Genomic DNA, 15,195 nt, shown 5'->3' with positions numbered 1-15,195 from the left:
CCACTTAGTTCGGCGACGGGAACTGCCACGTTGTAGCTGCATCGCCAATTTTTCTCGTCGTTTCCGTCAGCAACGCTTTGAATTCTTCCAAATCTTTTAGCGAGTGACGTGTAGTTGAGGTCGCGATCGAGACTGATCCAACCACCTTTCCGTTATTCAACAGAATCGGGGCTGCTATCGAAATGATCCCTTCCTCGTGCTCTTCCCGATCGAATGCCACGCCACTCGTTCGGATTTCTTCAAATTCCCCAATCAAACTCTCGCGATCGCGATGTGTGGCCGCTGTATAAGGTACGAAAGCCTGTTGTCGGAGTGCGCGCTCCAGTCGTTCTGGGCTCATAAAAGCCAAAATTACTTTGCCAACGCCCGTACAATGTGCAGGCGCCACGCGACCCGTTTGGGCCAAGGTATCAAAGAGAGAAGAGCTTCTGCGCTTGTCTACAAAGAGGACTTGGCCATTCTCCATTTGTGCCAAATGAATGGTTTCATGTATTTTTTTGGCCAAATCATCCATTATTTCGGATGCGATTGGAGCAAGGGAGGCGTTCTTCCAGGCCGCATGAGCGAGGCGCAAAACTTTTAGACCAATGTTATAAGTTTGCGATGATTCATCATACGAGAGCATCCCTTGATTCGTTAATGTCTGTAAGAATCGGTAGAGGGTGGCCTTGGGATGCCTGCTCTGAGCGAGCAACTCTGAGAACCGAACAGGACGTTCGAATTCGGCGACCAGGTCAAGGATTTCCAAAGCCTTGCCGACCGTGCCGTCCTTTTTTTCCGGCTTATTCATTCTATTTTCCTCCCTGTCTCAACGGCTCCTCGCCGTCGAAACATGTTGACAACTGTACGTATCATGCGCATTGTTTTCAATAGTTAAAACTTGGTTCCAATAATTGGAACTAAATTGGAGCAAAATGGGGAGGAAAACCATGTTCCACAAAACCAAGTCCGTCTTGGCGACCTTGGCTGCGACTGCTGCGCTCTCAACAGGTGCATTTGCAGATGGCCACGCGAAGCTGTCTGGCGATCTCGTCATCTTCTCTGACATGTCTAACCCTGCACCACGTGCGGTTATGGAAGGCATGGTAGAGCGTTTCGGCGCGATGCATCCTGATCTGAACATCGAGCTGACCGTGATTGATCGCGAAGCTTACAAGACTCAGATCCGTAACTTCCTGACAGCGAACGCACCTGACGTTGCAAACTGGTATGCGGCAAACCGCATGAAGCCATATGTAGACGCGGGTCTGTTCGAGGATATCTCTGATCTTTGGGGTGAGCCTGAGCTGGCAGACCTCGCATCTACCAAAGGTGCGATGACCCTCGATGGTAAGCAATGGGGTGTTCCATACACCTATTACCAATGGGGTGTTTACTACCGCAAAGACATCTACGAAGAACTGGGTCTGAGCGAGCCGGCGAACTTCGATGAAATGAAGTCTAACTGTCAGGCGATTATCGACTCTGGCCGTAAGTGCTACACCATCGGTACCAAATTCCTTTGGACTGCAGGCGGCTGGTTTGATTACCTGAACATGCGTACCAATGGCTATGACTACCATGCAAAGCTGACCGGTGGTGAAATCCCTTGGACAGACGCTGGTGTTGCAGCAACTTTCGCCAACTGGCGCGAGCTGATCGACATGGGCGCGTTCATTGACAACCACACAGCATACAGCTGGCAGGAATCCCTGCCGTTCATCGTGTCCGGTGACGCAGCAGCGATCCTGAAAGGTAACTTTGCGGTTCCACCACTGCGTGAAGCAGGTCTGGATGATAGCAAGCTGGACTTCTACCAGTTCCCAGCGATCACTGCAGGTGTTGAACTGGCGGAAGACGCGCCAACTGACACCTTCCACATCCCATCTGCTGCGAAAAACAAAGATGCAGCTAAAGCCTTCCTGAAGTTTGTTGTTTCTGCAGAAAACCAAACTCTGATCAACAACGGTGAAAACCTGGGTCAGCTGCCAGTGAACGCGAAGTCTTCTGTAGATGACGACAAGTTCCTGAAAGAAGGTTTTGAGATGCTGTCTTCCAACAGCCCAGGTGGTGTTGCGCAGTTCTTTGACCGTGACGCACCGGCTGAAATGGCGAAAGTTGCGATGGAAGGTTTCCAGGAGTTCATGGTGAAGCCTGACAATCTGGACAAAATCCTAGCACGCCTGGATCGCGCAGCTCAGCGTATCTACAAGTAAGTCTTGTTCTTGAGGGCGCTGCACAGGTGTGCTGCGCCCTCTTTCTGTTAAAGCGCTGTCGGCATCATGCCTCCTCCAACCCTGCTGATGACACAGACGCCCGCACCCCTCTCGGAGATTGATAATGTCTTCAACCACCGAAGCCACGACCAAAAACTCGTGGTATAAGCGGAACGAAATTGCCGCGACGCCCTGGCTCTTCTTGATCCCTGGCGTTGCCATGTTCTTGCTTTACGTCATCTTTCCAATCTTTCAGTCGATCAACGTCTCCTTCTATGAGTGGGACGGTCTTGGCGAGGCAGAATGGGTTGGCCTTGGAAACTACGAAGAGCTTTATTGGGACGACGCGTTTTACGTCTCTTTGCGTAACAACCTGATCTGGTTGGTCTTGTATCTGCTGGCGATCCCAGCAGGCTTGTTTATCGCACTTTTCTTGAACCAGACCGTGACAGGCATTCGCCTCTACAAGTCACTGTTCTTCTTCCCATTTGTGATTTCACAAGTGGTTGTGGGTCTGGTGTTCACGTGGTTCTACGATCCAACATTTGGTCTATTGAACCAATTCCTTGGCGTGTTCGGAATCGATCCGATCAACGTCCTTGGTGATGAGCGCTATGTGACCTACGGCATCATTGCCGCCGGCATCTGGCCGCAGACGGCTTATTGTATGATCCTCTACCTCACCGGCCTAAATGCTGTTGATCCAGAGCAAATCGAAGCTGCTCGTCTGGATGGAGCGAAGGGCTGGAAAATGCTGTGGCATATCATCGTTCCTCAGCTGAAACCTGCGACATTCATCGCCTTTGTCGTGACAATCATTGGTGCGCTGCGGTCCTTCGACCTGATCTCGATCATGACCAATGGTGGCCCGTTTGGTGAAAGCCGAGTGTTGTCATTCTACATGTTCGAAGTAGCCTTGTCTGAATACGGGTTCCGTATGGGCTATGGCGCATCCATCGCGGTTGTCCTCTTCCTCATCATGCTGTGCTTCATCACATACTTCCTGTGGTCGATGTACAAAGACGAAAAGGGAGGCCGCTGATATGTTTCCGACTCCAATCGAAAAATCATCTCGTAGCTGGCAATTAACCTATCAGGCACTTCTGCCTGTCGCATTGGTGCTTTGGCTTTTGCCATTGCTGGCGGTTGCGGTGTTCTCGATCAAGCCTGATGCGGATTTTACTACTGGTAACTACTGGGGTCTTCCGACATCCATCGAGTTTGCAACAAACTACGGTAAGGTGTTCTTTGCTTCTGACATGCCGCGGTATTTGTTGAACTCGGTTATGATTACGGTGCCAACCGTGATCGGTTGTGTTGTTCTAAGTTCTATGACCGGCTTTGCGCTGGGCGTTTACAAATTCCGTTCGAACCTCTGGATTTTCTTTATGTTCGTGGCGGGCAACTTCGTTCCATTCCAAATTCTCATGGTTCCGGTTCGGGATCTGACGTTGGATATGGGTCTATACAATACCAAGGCCGGACTTGTGTTCTTCCACATCGCTTTCCAGACCGGTTTCTGTACTCTGTTCATGCGGAACTTCATCAAAGCGCTGCCGTTCGATCTGATCGAGGTGGCACGTGTTGAAGGCGTGGCAGAATGGAGAATCTTCTGGTACGTGGTGCTGCCGCTGATGAAACCAGCGCTGGCAGCCATGGCGGTGTTGATTTTCACTTTCATCTGGAACGACTTCTTCTGGGCGATCGTCCTGACACAGGGTGCTGAAAGTCAGCCGGTGACTGCGGGTATCACGAGCTTTAATGCTCAGTACCGTGCCGCATATCACCTGATGAGTGCAGGCTCCATTGTGGCAGCGCTTCCGCCTGTGGCGATGTTCTTCCTGATGCAGAAACACTTCATTGCCGGCCTCACTTTAGGAGCCGTTAAATGATCCGATGCTGGCGTCTTGATGACTCACGTCAAACGCTCGTTCTGGGTTCCCAACATGACCACCTCGCTGAGGTGGTCTACTGGGGGCCCAGACTGTCAGACCAAGAAGATCTGACAACTCTTTATAAAGCCCATGTCCTCGATGTGACCGGGGGGATGCTCGACCAAAACCCTGAATTGTCGATTTGCCCAGAGGCAACACGGACTTTCCCTGGTCAACCAGGGATGAGTGTGCGTGAGCAGGATGGCACACCTTTGTTGCCGAAATTCTGCTTTGCCGAAGCTGTGGAAGAAGACGATGCGTTGACGTTGATCTTTAAGGATCAGGACGATGTTCTGACCTATTCCGCGCGCTTTGCGATCGATGGTCAGACCCATGTGATCGAAGCCAAAGCTTGGGTGGATGCAGATCGTCCAGTGCATCTTCATTGGCTGTCAGCACCCGTTTTCCCGGCACCGCAAAGTTCTGATGAGATGATAGACTTTGCAGGGCGTTGGTGTGGCGAATTCCAAATGAACCGCACTCCGTGGTCGGCGGGTATGCGCTACCGCGAAAACCGTACAGGTCGAACGGGGCACGAGCACTTCCCGGGCCTGATCGTGCCTTGTCGTGGTGCAACGAACGCTTCTGGCCATGCTTACGCCTTCCACTATGGTTGGTCAGGTGGTCACCGTATGGCTGCCGAAGAACTGCCTGATGGGCGTCGCCAAATCCAGTTTGGTCATGCCACGCGCGTTGAGCTGCAAGCCAAAACGCATTTCGCTACGGCCACGCTATACGCTATGTTTTCTGACGACGGCATCAATGGATGCGCCGTCGCTTTCCAACGTCACCTGCGCGACCGTGTCGTGACTTGGCCCGATCCCGAACGCCCGCGTCCCGTGCACTACAACTGTTGGGAAGCAGTCTACTTCAACCATAACCTGCCTGAACTGAAAGATATTGCCAGCCGCGCTGCGGCGCTTGGTGCTGAGCGCTTTGTTCTGGACGATGGCTGGTTTGGAAATCGTGATGACGACACCATGGCGTTGTCCGATTGGGAGGTAGACCCCCGCAAATACCCTGAGGGCCTCAAGCCGCTCATCGATCATGTGCACGCTGAGGGTATGTCCTTTGGCATCTGGTTTGAGCCAGAGATGATCAACGAGGATTCCAATATCCACCGTGCGCACCCGGATTGGGCATTGGGGGGCGAGGACCAGATCCTCGGACGTCAACAGAAAGCGTTGAATATGGCGCTGCCTGATGTGCAGGAGTTCCTGTTTGATCGTATTGGAAAAATCCTGAGCGATCACGAAATCGACTACATCAAATGGGACCACAACCGCGTGTTGCCGAGCCCGGATGCCTCTCAAACCCGTGGCTCCTATGCGCTGATTGATCGTTTGCGCGAGGCCTTCCCGAAGGTGGAAATCGAGAGCTGCGCTTCTGGTGGTGGTCGCATCGACTTTGGGATTCTCAGCCGCACGCATCGTGTCTGGTTGTCAGATTCCAACGATGCCCATGAGCGGCTGAAGATGCAGCATAACGCGGCGATCTTCTTGCCGTCAGCCGTGACGGGCAGCCATGTGGGTCCACGTGAATGTCACACATCTGGTCGGGTTTATGATATCCGCTTCCGAGCTTGGGTGGCCGCGCAACGCCATATGGGTTTTGAGATGGACCCGCGCGAGCTGACGGACGAAGAAGCCTCTGTTCTGAAAGATGTTACAACGTGGTGGAAAGATAATCGTCATTGGATGAACCGCGCAGATATTCTGCGTTTGGATAGTTCAGACCCCAGCACGATTGCAGAACAACAACTTGCCGAAGGTGGGAGCCGTTTTGTGGTGTTTGCGGGCAGGGCAGGGACATCTTCGCAGATCGCTCCACGGCCTTTGCGCTTGACGCGCCTGTCCCCTGACGCGATGTACCGGATCGAATTGATCAACAAAGAAGATGCGCCAGAATTGTCGCGTGGCACACCATTGCTCAAGTCCGAGGGATTGGTCGTCAGCGGGGCATATTTGATGTCGCATGGCCTGACCTTGCCGTGGAGCTTCCCCGACAGGATGTGGGTGCTTGAAGGAACACGTCTATGACCAAAGACAGACGCAATCGCAGTTGGTACGGAATGATGGATAAAGATGGCTTTATCCGTCGCAGCTGGATGAAAAACCAAGGCTTCCCTGATCATGCCTTTGATGGCCGACCGGTCATCGGTATTTGCAATACTTGGTCTGAATTGACCCCCTGTAACTCCGGCCTGCGCGAGCTGGCCGAAGGGGTGAAACGGGGCGTCTGGGAAGCCGGTGGTTTTCCAGTGGAGTTCCCGGTGATGTCGCTGGGTGAAACCCAAATGAAGCCGACCGCGATGCTGTTCCGCAACCTACTTGCGATGGACGTGGAAGAATCCATTCGTGCCTATGGTATGGATGGGGTCGTTCTTTTGGGCGGCTGCGACAAGACCACTCCGGGCCAGTTGATGGGCGCAGCATCCGTTGATCTGCCTTCTATCGTGGTCTCCGCAGGTCCGATGTTGAACGGCAAGTGGAAGGGGCGCGATCTGGGTTCCGGCACGGATGTGCGCAAATTCGCTACGGCTGTAAAAGCCGGCGAAATGACCCTGAAGGACTTTATGGCGACCGAATCCGGCATGAGCCGTTCTAAGGGTGTCTGTATGACTATGGGTACGGCATCCACGACGTCGTCGCTGTCCGAAGCGATGGGACTTTCTTTGCCTATGAACGGTACGCTGCCAGCGGTTGATGCGCGCCGGATGGCGCTCGCTCATATGACGGGCAAACGCATCGTTGAGATGGTTGAAGAAGATTTGAAAATCTCTGATGTCCTAACCAAAGAAAGCTTTGAAAACGCCATTTTGGCCAATGCGGCTTTGGGTGGATCAACCAATGCGGTGATCCATCTCCTCGCGCTGGCGGGCCGGGTTGGTGTTGACCTGACAATGGAAGATTTCGAGATTGGCGGCGAAATTCCTCTGCTGGTTAACTGCATGCCTTCAGGCAAATACTTGATGGAAGACTTTTGCTACGCTGGTGGCGTGCCTGTTGTGCTAAAAGAAATTTCGCACAAGCTGCGCAATGCCAACACAGTGATGGGCAAGGATATCTCTCACTATTATGAAGAAGCGGAATGCTACAATCGTGATGTGATTTATGCCTTTGACGAACCACGCAAACCGGCCGCAGGCTTGCGTGTTCTACGCGGCAACCTTGCGCCGAACGGTGCGATCGTTAAACCGTCGGCGGCCTCTGACCATTTGCTGGAACACGAAGGCGAAGCCTATGTGTTTGAAAGCATCGAAGAGCTGAAAGCAAATATCGACCGCGAAGACCTGCCAGTGGATGAAAACACAATTCTGGTTCTGAAGCATTGTGGACCAAAAGGCTATCCTGGCATGCCGGAAGTGGGCGATATGCCCATCCCTGCAAAGCTCGCAAAGAAGGGTGTCAAAGACATCATCCGCGTCTCTGACGCGCGTATGTCGGGTACCGCCTTTGGCACGGTGATTTTGCATGTCGCGCCGGAGGCCACCGCAGGTGGTCCAATCGCCTTGGTGAAAACAGGTGACCGGATCAAGATTTCCGCCTCAACAGGTGTGCTGGAGCTTCTGATCAGCGAAGAAGAAATGGAAAGCCGCCGCGCCGATTGGGTCGCACCTGATCCGCATTATTCGCGTGGCTATGCCAAAATGTATGTCGATCACGTTCTGCAAGCCGACAAAGGCGCAGACCTTGATTTTCTGGTGGGCAAAGACACCCGCCCTGTTACTCGGGAGAGTCACTGATGACCGTGAATGCAACCTTTCATGATTTGAAAGATAAATCTGTTTTTATCACAGGCGGTGGCTCCGGCATCGGTGCCTTTCTAACCGATGGCTTTATGGCACAGGGCGCAAAGGTGGCCTTTGTGGGTCGATCTGATGCGACTGAATTCTGTGACGAAATGGAAGAGAAACACGGTATTCGTCCGCTGTTCATCCAATGTGACATTACAGATATTCCAGCGCTGAAAGCGGCAATGCAAAAATCGGCTGAAGCGCACGGAACCATCACCGCATTGGTGAATAACGCTGCAAATGACAAGCGCCATGAGACTTTGGATGTTGATGAGGAGTTTTGGGACTGGAGCCAGGCAATCAATTTGAAAGCCTATTTCTTTGCTTGCCAAGAAGCTCTGAGGGGCATGAAGCAAGGCAATGGTGGCGCAATCATTAACTTCACATCGATATCCTACATGATGGGTAATTCAGGATATCCAGCTTACACAACTGCGAACTCGGGCATAAATGGAATGACCCGTAGCCTCGCGCGCGAGTTTGGACCTGATGGCGTTCGAGTGAACGCTTTGGCACCCGGCTGGGTGCTGACAGATAAGCAAAAAGAGCTCTGGGTCACACCTGAAGCACTTGAGGAACATCTGGAACGTCAATGCCTGAAGGATACGCTTGGACCCGAAGATATCGTTGGGGCAACCCTTTTCTTAGCGTCCGATGCGAGCAAAATGATGACCGGCCAGGCGATGGTTGTAGACGGAGGCGTAGTCGTCACAGGATGACCGAAGCAACAAAAGAGACCCTAGCCCTTGTCGCCGTCGACTGGGGGACCAGCAACCTGCGGCTAACATTGCTTGATGCAAGCGGGAACTCCATTGGAGAGCGATCCTCGGATCGCGGAATGGGGTCTCTTGAACCTTCAGAGTTTGAAGGTGCATTACTCGACCTGATTGATGATGATCTGCCCTCGGACAAAGTCACTCCAATCATATGTTGCGGAATGGTCGGTGCTGCGCAGGGATGGAAAGAAGCCGTTTATTTGACAACCCCCTGCGAGCCACCCAAAGGTGTGCGCGCGACGCCTGTCGAGGTGAATGATCCACGGATTTCCGTCTGGATTTTACCTGGTGTGAAACAAGATAGCCCTGCTGATGTTATGCGGGGTGAAGAGACTCAGATTGCGGGGTTCATTGCGCAGAACCCGAATTTTGATGGCGTGTTGTGCTTGCCTGGAACCCATACCAAATGGGCGCGGATCAGTGCAGGTGAAATTGTGAGTTTCCAGACCTTTATGACCGGAGAAATTTTTGCGCTCTTGTCTAAGAACTCGGTTTTACGCCACACGGTGAATGGTTCTGGTTTCGACAAAAGTGTATTCGAAGCAGCTTTGTCTGATGCCATGAGCCGACCGCAGTCACTGGCTTCTAAGCTCTTTGGTATACGGGCTGAAGCGCTGGTCAACGGCATGTCCGCAGACGAAGGTAAATCGCGCCTGTCAGGATATTTGATTGGCTTGGAATTGGCCGGCGCACGCCCCTATTGGTTGGGTATGGATGTGGCCTTGATTGGTGCACCATCGCTGGCGAGGCTTTACCAAGACGGATTGGCTGCACAGGGCGTAACCGCCTCGATCCATTCCGTCAGTGAGATGACATTAAGCGGCCTAACAGCCGCCTATTCCGTAGTGAAGGAACTGAACTGATGAGCCGTGAAATTATTGCCATTCTGCGTGGTGTGAAACCGGACGAAGTTGTCGCCATTTGTGAGACTATACTTGAAGCAGGCATTGATCGTATCGAAGTGCCGCTGAACTCTCCGCAGCCATTCGATAGTATCGGCTTGATCGCGGAAGCTTTCGGAGATCGCGCTTTGATCGGCGCTGGAACAGTTTTGACACCGGAAGACGCGCAGCGTGTGAAAGAAGTTGGTGGTGCACTGGTTGTTTCTCCAGACACGAACCCAGCCGTTATTAAAAAAACCAAAGAGCTGGGTATGCAGTCCTTCCCTGGCGTGATGACACCGACTGACTGTTTTGCTGCACTCCGAGCAGGTGCGGACGGCTTGAAGTTCTTCCCGGGCAACCTTGTCGGGCCTGCAGGTTTAAAAGCAATGCGCGCGGTTATTCCGGCTGAGGTGCCTGCGTACGCCGTCGGCGGGGCAGGCCCGGATAACTTTGCAGAATGGGCCGCAGCGGGCGCGACGGGTTTCGGCATCGGATCTGCTATCTACAAAGCAGGTTGTTCTGTTGCTGAGGTTCGCGCCAAGGCGGATGCGATTGTTGCCTCATACGATAAAGCACTCGCATGATGACAAGCACGGTCTTTGACAATCGGGTCTGTACCTTGGGCGAGGGACCATTGTGGCATCCGGAACGTCAACAATTGTACTGGTTCGATATTCTGAGCCGCCAGTTGTTGACGCTGGAAAATGGCGTGGAAAAGTCTTGGACCTTTGATGAATACGTCTCGGCTGCAGCTTGGGTTGATGAAGACACTTTGGTTGTTGCTTCGGCAACTGCTCTTTACCGATTTGATCTTAGATCAGGGGAAAAGAAGGTGCTCTGTGCGCTTGAAGCAGACAATGACGTTACGCGTTCAAATGACGGCCGAGCTGACCCACAGGGCGGGTTCTGGATCGGGACCATGGGGATTAACGCCGAGGATAAAGCTGGCGCGATTTATCGGTTCTATAAAGGTGAACTGCGTAAGTTGTTTGCAGATATCACGATCTCCAACTCGATCTGCTTCTCACCGGATGGTTCGCTCGCGTACTATTGCGATACCACGACTCATAAGATTATGAAAGTTGGGCTGGACCAGGACGGTTGGCCACTTGGAACCCCCGAAGTTTTTGTCGATTTAGGCGAAGATGGTTTCAACCCCGATGGTTCGGTTGTTGATGCTGCGGGAAATCTATGGAACGCACAGTGGGGTGCCCATAGGGTCGCATGCTATTCTCCGAGTGGAGAGTTCCTCAGAGAAGTTAAATTCGCTGCTGAACAGATCAGTTGCCCTGCTTTTGGAGGGCCGGACTTAACTACGCTGTTTGCCACTTCAGCAGCTGCGGAGCTTTCTGGCGAAAACGAAGGAAAAACCTTCGCAATCAAATTGGATGATGTGACCGGCCAAGCCGAGCACGCCGTTTTGTTGGATTAAGACATGAGACGTACAACTGGGACTTGTTACTACCCAGAGCACTGGGATGAAGCCCTTTGGGCGGATGACGCGCGGCGTATGGTCGAGGCGGGCCTGACATGGGTGCGGATTGGTGAATTCTCCTGGAGTAGGCTCGAATCTCGGCCGGGTGAGTTCACTTGGGACTGGCTGGATCGCGCGATCGAGGTGCTTGGGGCTGCCGGTCTGAAAGTTGTTCTTGGCACACCTACCGCAACGCCGCCGCGTTGGATGGCGGACAAACATCCTGATATGTTTGCAGTTGATGTGGATGGCAAACCACGTGGATTTGGCTCGCGTCGGCACTATTGCTTCAGCCACGAGGGCTACCGCGCAGAAAGCGCGCGTATCGTCGAAATTTTTGCAAAACGCTACGGGAGCAACCCACATGTCGCGGCCTGGCAGACCGACAATGAATATGGCTGCCATGACACGACGATCTCCTACAGCGACGCCGCTCTGAAGGCCTTCCGCATTTGGCTACGCGAGAAATATCAATCGATCGAAGTTTTAAACGAGGCCTGGGGAAACATCTTCTGGTCGATGGAGTATAACGACTTTGACCAGATTGGCCTGCCAAACCTGACTGTAACAGAGCCTAATCCAGCCCATTCATTGAATTTCCGCCGGTTTAGCTCGGATCAGGTGATCAGTTACAACCGGATGCAGGCAGAGATTATCCGCAAGCACTCGAAGGCACCTACGTCACATAACTACATGGGGCGGATCACTGATTTTGACCACTTCAAAGTGGGTGATGATTTGGACATTGCCACATGGGATAGCTACCCTCTTGGGTTCCTTGAAGACCGTGTCGGCGCTTCGGTGGAAGAACAGCGGTCCTATGCGCGCCAGGGGCATCCTGATTTTCAGGCTCTGCATCACGATCTCTATCGATCCGTTGGCAATGGCCGTTGGTGGGTGATGGAGCAACAGCCAGGCCCAGTGAACTGGGCCCCTTATAATCCCGCACCTTTACCAGGCATGGTTCGTCTTTGGTCATGGGAAGCCTTTGCGCATGGTGCTGAAGCCGTGTGTTACTTCCGCTGGCGTCAAGCGCCGATGGCACAAGAACAGATGCATGCGGGCCTTCTGCGCCCAGACGGGCAGGATGCGCAGGCCATGGCAGAGGCTAAACAGGTGCGTGATGAAATCGCCAATGCGCCTGAGTTTGAGCCGCATCAATCCAAAGTTGCGATGATCTTTGACTATGACGCAGAAGCTGCTTGGGCGGTTCAGCCACATGGCGAAGGTTTGAGCTACTTCGGCCTCTTCTTTGAGACCTATCAGGCTTTGCGCAAAATGGGTCTTTCGATAGATATCCTGCGTCCGGAAACGCGCGATTTCGATGGCTACGCAATGGTGCTTGCGCCGGGACTAATGCACATGGATGAGGGGCTGAAACAGGCTCTAACACAGGCCAGAGCTCAGGTTGTGATCGGCCCGCGCGCAGGTGCGCGCGATGCCGATATGACCATTCCATCGCCATTGCCACCTGCAATTTCCGGGCTGGATGTTACTGTCGATCGCGTTGAATCTCTGCGTCCAGATTGTCCTGAACCCATTGAAGGTGGCGGTGCAGTAACGGGCTATCGTGAGACGCTTGTGGGCGGAGCAGATGTGGTTATGCGTGCAACAGATGGTATTCCGGTTACCATGAAAAACGGCGATGTGACCTATCTGGGTGCCTGGATTGATCAGGCCGGGATGCAGCGACTTCTTGAACCGATTGCAAAAGCTGCCGGGTTAGAGACACATTCCTTGCCAGATGGGCTGCGAGTGCGCGACACAGAAACGGAACGGTTCTGGTTCAACTATGGCGCTGAATCAATTGAGTTCGCCGGCAGGACATTCGGGCCAGCCTCGGTTACGCGCGAAGTGCTGACAAAATAGAGCCCCGCAGAACAGCTATCGCTGGCAAGAGAGACAAAACGCTGGTTGTTGACAAAAAGGCAGCAACCAGATGGACTTCGTCCCAGCCGATACCGGTTGGGACATGCAGGTCAGTTCTCGCCGAAACAATCTGACCGAGCAAGTTGCTGGCAGAGAGCCCGAGAACTACGCCAATCAAACTACCAGCGATCAATAGAGATGCCGCGTAGCTCCAGACAACCGCCAATATAAAACGGTTTGGTGCCCCAATTGCTCGTAGTAGTCCCAGCTGTCGTGCATAGAGACGACTTAGAATAAATAGACCCAATATCACTGAAATCGCGACGAGTATTTGAGACACCATCGCCATAAAAGACATGACTTCTCGCACATTACCCATCGTTCGGTAGAGTCGTGACAGAACGGCACCCGGAAAGAATGCCATTGTATCGCGGTCAGCTGAGAATTGGCGCTGAATTTGGTAGTTTCCAATGAGGCTGTCGGCTTTCACGATAATTGATGGCGTCCCAGGAAAATACTCTGCGTCAAAGGGTTCTCCGATATGCGTATCTTGCGGTGCGTGACCATTTGCCAATCCATGCGTATCCCAAACGCTTTCTATGGGAACGAGAATGGCATGATCCCAAGGGGAGTCTGTCGGCGCCAAGCGCCCGACAACAGTTAGGTGAAACCCGTGACTGTCTTCAGCCGCTTCTCCAATTCCATGCGCAGGTTTGAATTCGCCACCGATCGGCAGATCAATAGAAGCGCCTATAACGGCCTCTTCAATATTCGCGAACATGCGACCCTCTAACTGGCCACCTGTCAAATGATTACCGAAGGCCGCAGTGGTCCCGATGATCGGGGCACCGTCGAAGCTATCACCGAATGCCAAAGGCGTCGCCATTTCGACGCGCGGGTGGTTCGCTACTTTCATATAAGTTGAACCATCGAGCAATGATGTTTGAGCTGGTTGCAGAAAGACAGTTGCGAGCATCATTGTGAGGTCTGAGCCCGGTGCGCTGACAACAAGATCGAATTTCTCAGCGGCTTTGGCTGAGCCCAAGCGTAAACCACGCTCTTGGGATAGCACACCGATACCCATGCCAACAGAGATCGAAATCAACAGAACAAAGGTGAGATTTGCCCATCTGAAGCGCTGCAACATGGCTCGGACAAGAGGGAAGGGGGCGAACCCATGTAGCAATAGGGCACCCAGTGCAAACACGGGCGAGAGCAATAAGAGCAGAACCACTCCATCCTGCAATGTGGCAGACAAGGAGTTCCAGAGATCGATCACTGCAAGTATCCGTCTTTGATTGTGATAATTCTGTCCATCTGTTTCAAAATTGATGGATCGTGGCTTACCATAACCAGTGTCATGTTCTGATCTTTAGAGTGTTTTAGAAGATCGCCCGCCAATCGATCTGCAGCTTCGCGATCAAGGCTCGCTGTTGGTTCATCAGCCAAAAGGACGGACGGGCGATGCGCCATAGCACGAGCCACTGAAATCCGTTGCTTTTCACCTGCAGAGTATGTCTTCAGGTCTGTGGAGGCTCGATTACCGACATTCAATTGCTCCAGCAGACTCTCAGCACGCGTTCTCAGCGTGGATCTTTCAGTTCTGGGCCGAAATAGTGCCTGTATGGACCCGTTTTGACGGGGATTGAGTTCGTCGAACAAGTGAAATTCCTGAAATACAAAACCTAAATGTTCACGACGAAAGGAACTGCGATTTGTGACTGTCGCTTGGTAAACATCAAATTCTCCCCATTTGATGGTCCCTGTAGTCTTGGCTTGGAGCCCCGCAAGAGCATGCAGAAGCGTGGACTTTCCTGCACCAGATGGTCCTTCGATACCCACCCGTTCACCTGTCTGTATGTCTAGCGATGCTATGCTAAGTAAGTCTCGCCCAGTATCGCTGAAGACTTTCAAGTCACGCAGACACAGAGTGCCGATGGAATTGTCCATGAGATTAGTCCATTACCTCGGTAGGATTGCGGATTGGCGCGTGAGATAGTTGTAACTCAAAGTCCAAGGAAATTGCAGTTCTTGTAAAAACCATAGCGTTCAAAATTGCTCGTTCGTTCCTTACCAAATTCTGTTTTGTAGTCTGACTCGGATTTGATGGATGGGCAAATTGGGTGAAGGGAACCTCTGTTAAGTCTTTCGAACGGGGGCTCGCGACAGCTTAATTGGTTGAAACCACTGGTTTCGTTACGTTCACAATGCAATGGATGGTGTCATTCTTATGAATGAGGCATTGTCTCTCGCTGGTGAAACTTTTA

The 15,195-nt window shown here is 52.5% G+C and carries 13 protein-coding genes; 10 read left to right on the top strand and 3 right to left on the bottom strand.

Annotated elements, in window-relative coordinates; translation table 11 throughout:
- Nucleotides 1-4: 4 nt before the first annotated feature.
- Entirely contained in the window at nucleotides 5-790 is a 786-nt protein-coding gene (locus tag M0D42_RS13785; protein ID WP_265019186.1) for an IclR family transcriptional regulator, read from the bottom strand.
- A gap of 139 nt (nucleotides 791-929) precedes the next feature.
- Between M0D42_RS13785 and M0D42_RS13780 the strand changes: the two genes are divergently transcribed.
- The 10 genes from M0D42_RS13780 (at nucleotide 930) to M0D42_RS13735 (ending at nucleotide 12,928) form a co-directional block, all read left to right on the top strand.
- Entirely contained in the window at nucleotides 930-2,195 is a 1,266-nt protein-coding gene (locus tag M0D42_RS13780) for an ABC transporter substrate-binding protein (RefSeq protein ID WP_265019185.1), read from the top strand.
- Nucleotides 2,196-2,319: 124 nt separating this feature from the next.
- The gene (locus tag M0D42_RS13775; RefSeq protein ID WP_265019184.1) at nucleotides 2,320-3,237 is read left to right on the top strand and encodes a carbohydrate ABC transporter permease; all 918 of its coding nucleotides are present in this window, start codon (nucleotides 2,320-2,322) and stop codon (nucleotides 3,235-3,237) included.
- Between the two features lies 1 nt (nucleotide 3,238).
- Complete coding sequence (locus tag M0D42_RS13770) at nucleotides 3,239-4,087, top strand: carbohydrate ABC transporter permease (RefSeq protein ID WP_265019183.1); 849 nt, start codon at nucleotides 3,239-3,241, stop codon at nucleotides 4,085-4,087.
- The gene (locus tag M0D42_RS13765) at nucleotides 4,084-6,168 is read left to right on the top strand and encodes an alpha-galactosidase (RefSeq protein WP_265019182.1); all 2,085 of its coding nucleotides are present in this window, start codon (nucleotides 4,084-4,086) and stop codon (nucleotides 6,166-6,168) included. Before M0D42_RS13770 ends, M0D42_RS13765 begins: the two co-directional genes overlap by 4 nt.
- Nucleotides 6,165-7,874, top strand: a complete 1,710-nt coding sequence (locus tag M0D42_RS13760) for an IlvD/Edd family dehydratase (RefSeq protein ID WP_265019181.1) — start codon at nucleotides 6,165-6,167, stop codon at nucleotides 7,872-7,874. The genes M0D42_RS13765 and M0D42_RS13760 overlap by 4 nt, the downstream gene beginning before the upstream one ends.
- A complete protein-coding gene (locus tag M0D42_RS13755) occupies nucleotides 7,874-8,644 on the top strand; it encodes an SDR family NAD(P)-dependent oxidoreductase (RefSeq protein WP_265019180.1) in 771 nt (256 codons plus the stop codon). The genes M0D42_RS13760 and M0D42_RS13755 overlap by 1 nt, the downstream gene beginning before the upstream one ends.
- Nucleotides 8,641-9,564 carry a 2-dehydro-3-deoxygalactonokinase gene (locus tag M0D42_RS13750; protein WP_265019179.1) on the top strand — a complete coding sequence of 308 codons (924 nt, stop codon included), beginning with the start codon at nucleotides 8,641-8,643 and terminating at the stop codon, nucleotides 9,562-9,564. The genes M0D42_RS13755 and M0D42_RS13750 overlap by 4 nt, the downstream gene beginning before the upstream one ends.
- Complete coding sequence (locus M0D42_RS13745; RefSeq protein ID WP_265019178.1) at nucleotides 9,564-10,169, top strand: 2-dehydro-3-deoxy-6-phosphogalactonate aldolase; 606 nt, start codon at nucleotides 9,564-9,566, stop codon at nucleotides 10,167-10,169. The genes M0D42_RS13750 and M0D42_RS13745 overlap by 1 nt, the downstream gene beginning before the upstream one ends.
- Nucleotides 10,169-11,017 (top strand): SMP-30/gluconolactonase/LRE family protein, encoded by an 849-nt coding sequence (locus tag M0D42_RS13740; protein WP_265021161.1) that lies wholly within the window; start codon nucleotides 10,169-10,171, stop codon nucleotides 11,015-11,017. Before M0D42_RS13745 ends, M0D42_RS13740 begins: the two co-directional genes overlap by 1 nt.
- Before the next feature lie 3 nt (nucleotides 11,018-11,020).
- Nucleotides 11,021-12,928, top strand: coding sequence for a beta-galactosidase (locus M0D42_RS13735; RefSeq protein WP_265019177.1), 1,908 nt, complete (start codon nucleotides 11,021-11,023; stop codon nucleotides 12,926-12,928).
- On the opposite strand, the gene M0D42_RS13730 is transcribed toward M0D42_RS13735, so the two are convergent.
- Together M0D42_RS13730 and M0D42_RS13725 are read right to left on the bottom strand one after the other, a co-directional pair.
- Complete coding sequence (locus M0D42_RS13730) at nucleotides 12,903-14,207, bottom strand: ABC transporter permease (RefSeq protein ID WP_265019176.1); 1,305 nt, start codon at nucleotides 14,205-14,207, stop codon at nucleotides 12,903-12,905. The two genes, M0D42_RS13735 and M0D42_RS13730, sit on opposite strands and share 26 nt — an antisense overlap.
- A complete protein-coding gene (locus tag M0D42_RS13725; protein WP_265019175.1) occupies nucleotides 14,204-14,878 on the bottom strand; it encodes an ABC transporter ATP-binding protein in 675 nt (224 codons plus the stop codon). The genes M0D42_RS13730 and M0D42_RS13725 overlap by 4 nt, the downstream gene beginning before the upstream one ends.
- Nucleotides 14,879-15,195: the final 317 nt, after the last annotated feature.

Source organism: Cognatishimia activa, assembly GCF_026016445.1.
In the GTDB taxonomy this organism is placed as follows: Bacteria; Pseudomonadota; Alphaproteobacteria; order Rhodobacterales; family Rhodobacteraceae; genus Cognatishimia; species Cognatishimia activa_B.
This window is presented reverse-complemented; position numbering and strand designations above follow the sequence as displayed.

Excerpts from the sequence above, each read along its gene's own strand:
- M0D42_RS13765 (WP_265019182.1), top strand. The coding sequence starts at position 4,084 with ATGATCCGATGCTGGCGTCTTGATGACTCACGTCAAACGCTCGTTCTG.
- M0D42_RS13725 (WP_265019175.1), bottom strand. The coding sequence starts at position 14,878 with ATGGACAATTCCATCGGCACTCTGTGTCTGCGTGACTTGAAAGTCTTC.
- M0D42_RS13785 (WP_265019186.1), bottom strand. The coding sequence starts at position 790 with ATGAATAAGCCGGAAAAAAAGGACGGCACGGTCGGCAAGGCTTTGGAA.
- M0D42_RS13740 (WP_265021161.1), top strand. The coding sequence starts at position 10,169 with ATGACAAGCACGGTCTTTGACAATCGGGTCTGTACCTTGGGCGAGGGA.
- M0D42_RS13760 (WP_265019181.1), top strand. The coding sequence starts at position 6,165 with ATGACCAAAGACAGACGCAATCGCAGTTGGTACGGAATGATGGATAAA.
- M0D42_RS13745 (WP_265019178.1), top strand. The coding sequence starts at position 9,564 with ATGAGCCGTGAAATTATTGCCATTCTGCGTGGTGTGAAACCGGACGAA.
- M0D42_RS13735 (WP_265019177.1), top strand. The coding sequence starts at position 11,021 with ATGAGACGTACAACTGGGACTTGTTACTACCCAGAGCACTGGGATGAA.
- M0D42_RS13750 (WP_265019179.1), top strand. The coding sequence starts at position 8,641 with ATGACCGAAGCAACAAAAGAGACCCTAGCCCTTGTCGCCGTCGACTGG.
- M0D42_RS13775 (WP_265019184.1), top strand. The coding sequence starts at position 2,320 with ATGTCTTCAACCACCGAAGCCACGACCAAAAACTCGTGGTATAAGCGG.
- M0D42_RS13770 (WP_265019183.1), top strand. The coding sequence starts at position 3,239 with ATGTTTCCGACTCCAATCGAAAAATCATCTCGTAGCTGGCAATTAACC.
- M0D42_RS13780 (WP_265019185.1), top strand. The coding sequence starts at position 930 with ATGTTCCACAAAACCAAGTCCGTCTTGGCGACCTTGGCTGCGACTGCT.
- M0D42_RS13755 (WP_265019180.1), top strand. The coding sequence starts at position 7,874 with ATGACCGTGAATGCAACCTTTCATGATTTGAAAGATAAATCTGTTTTT.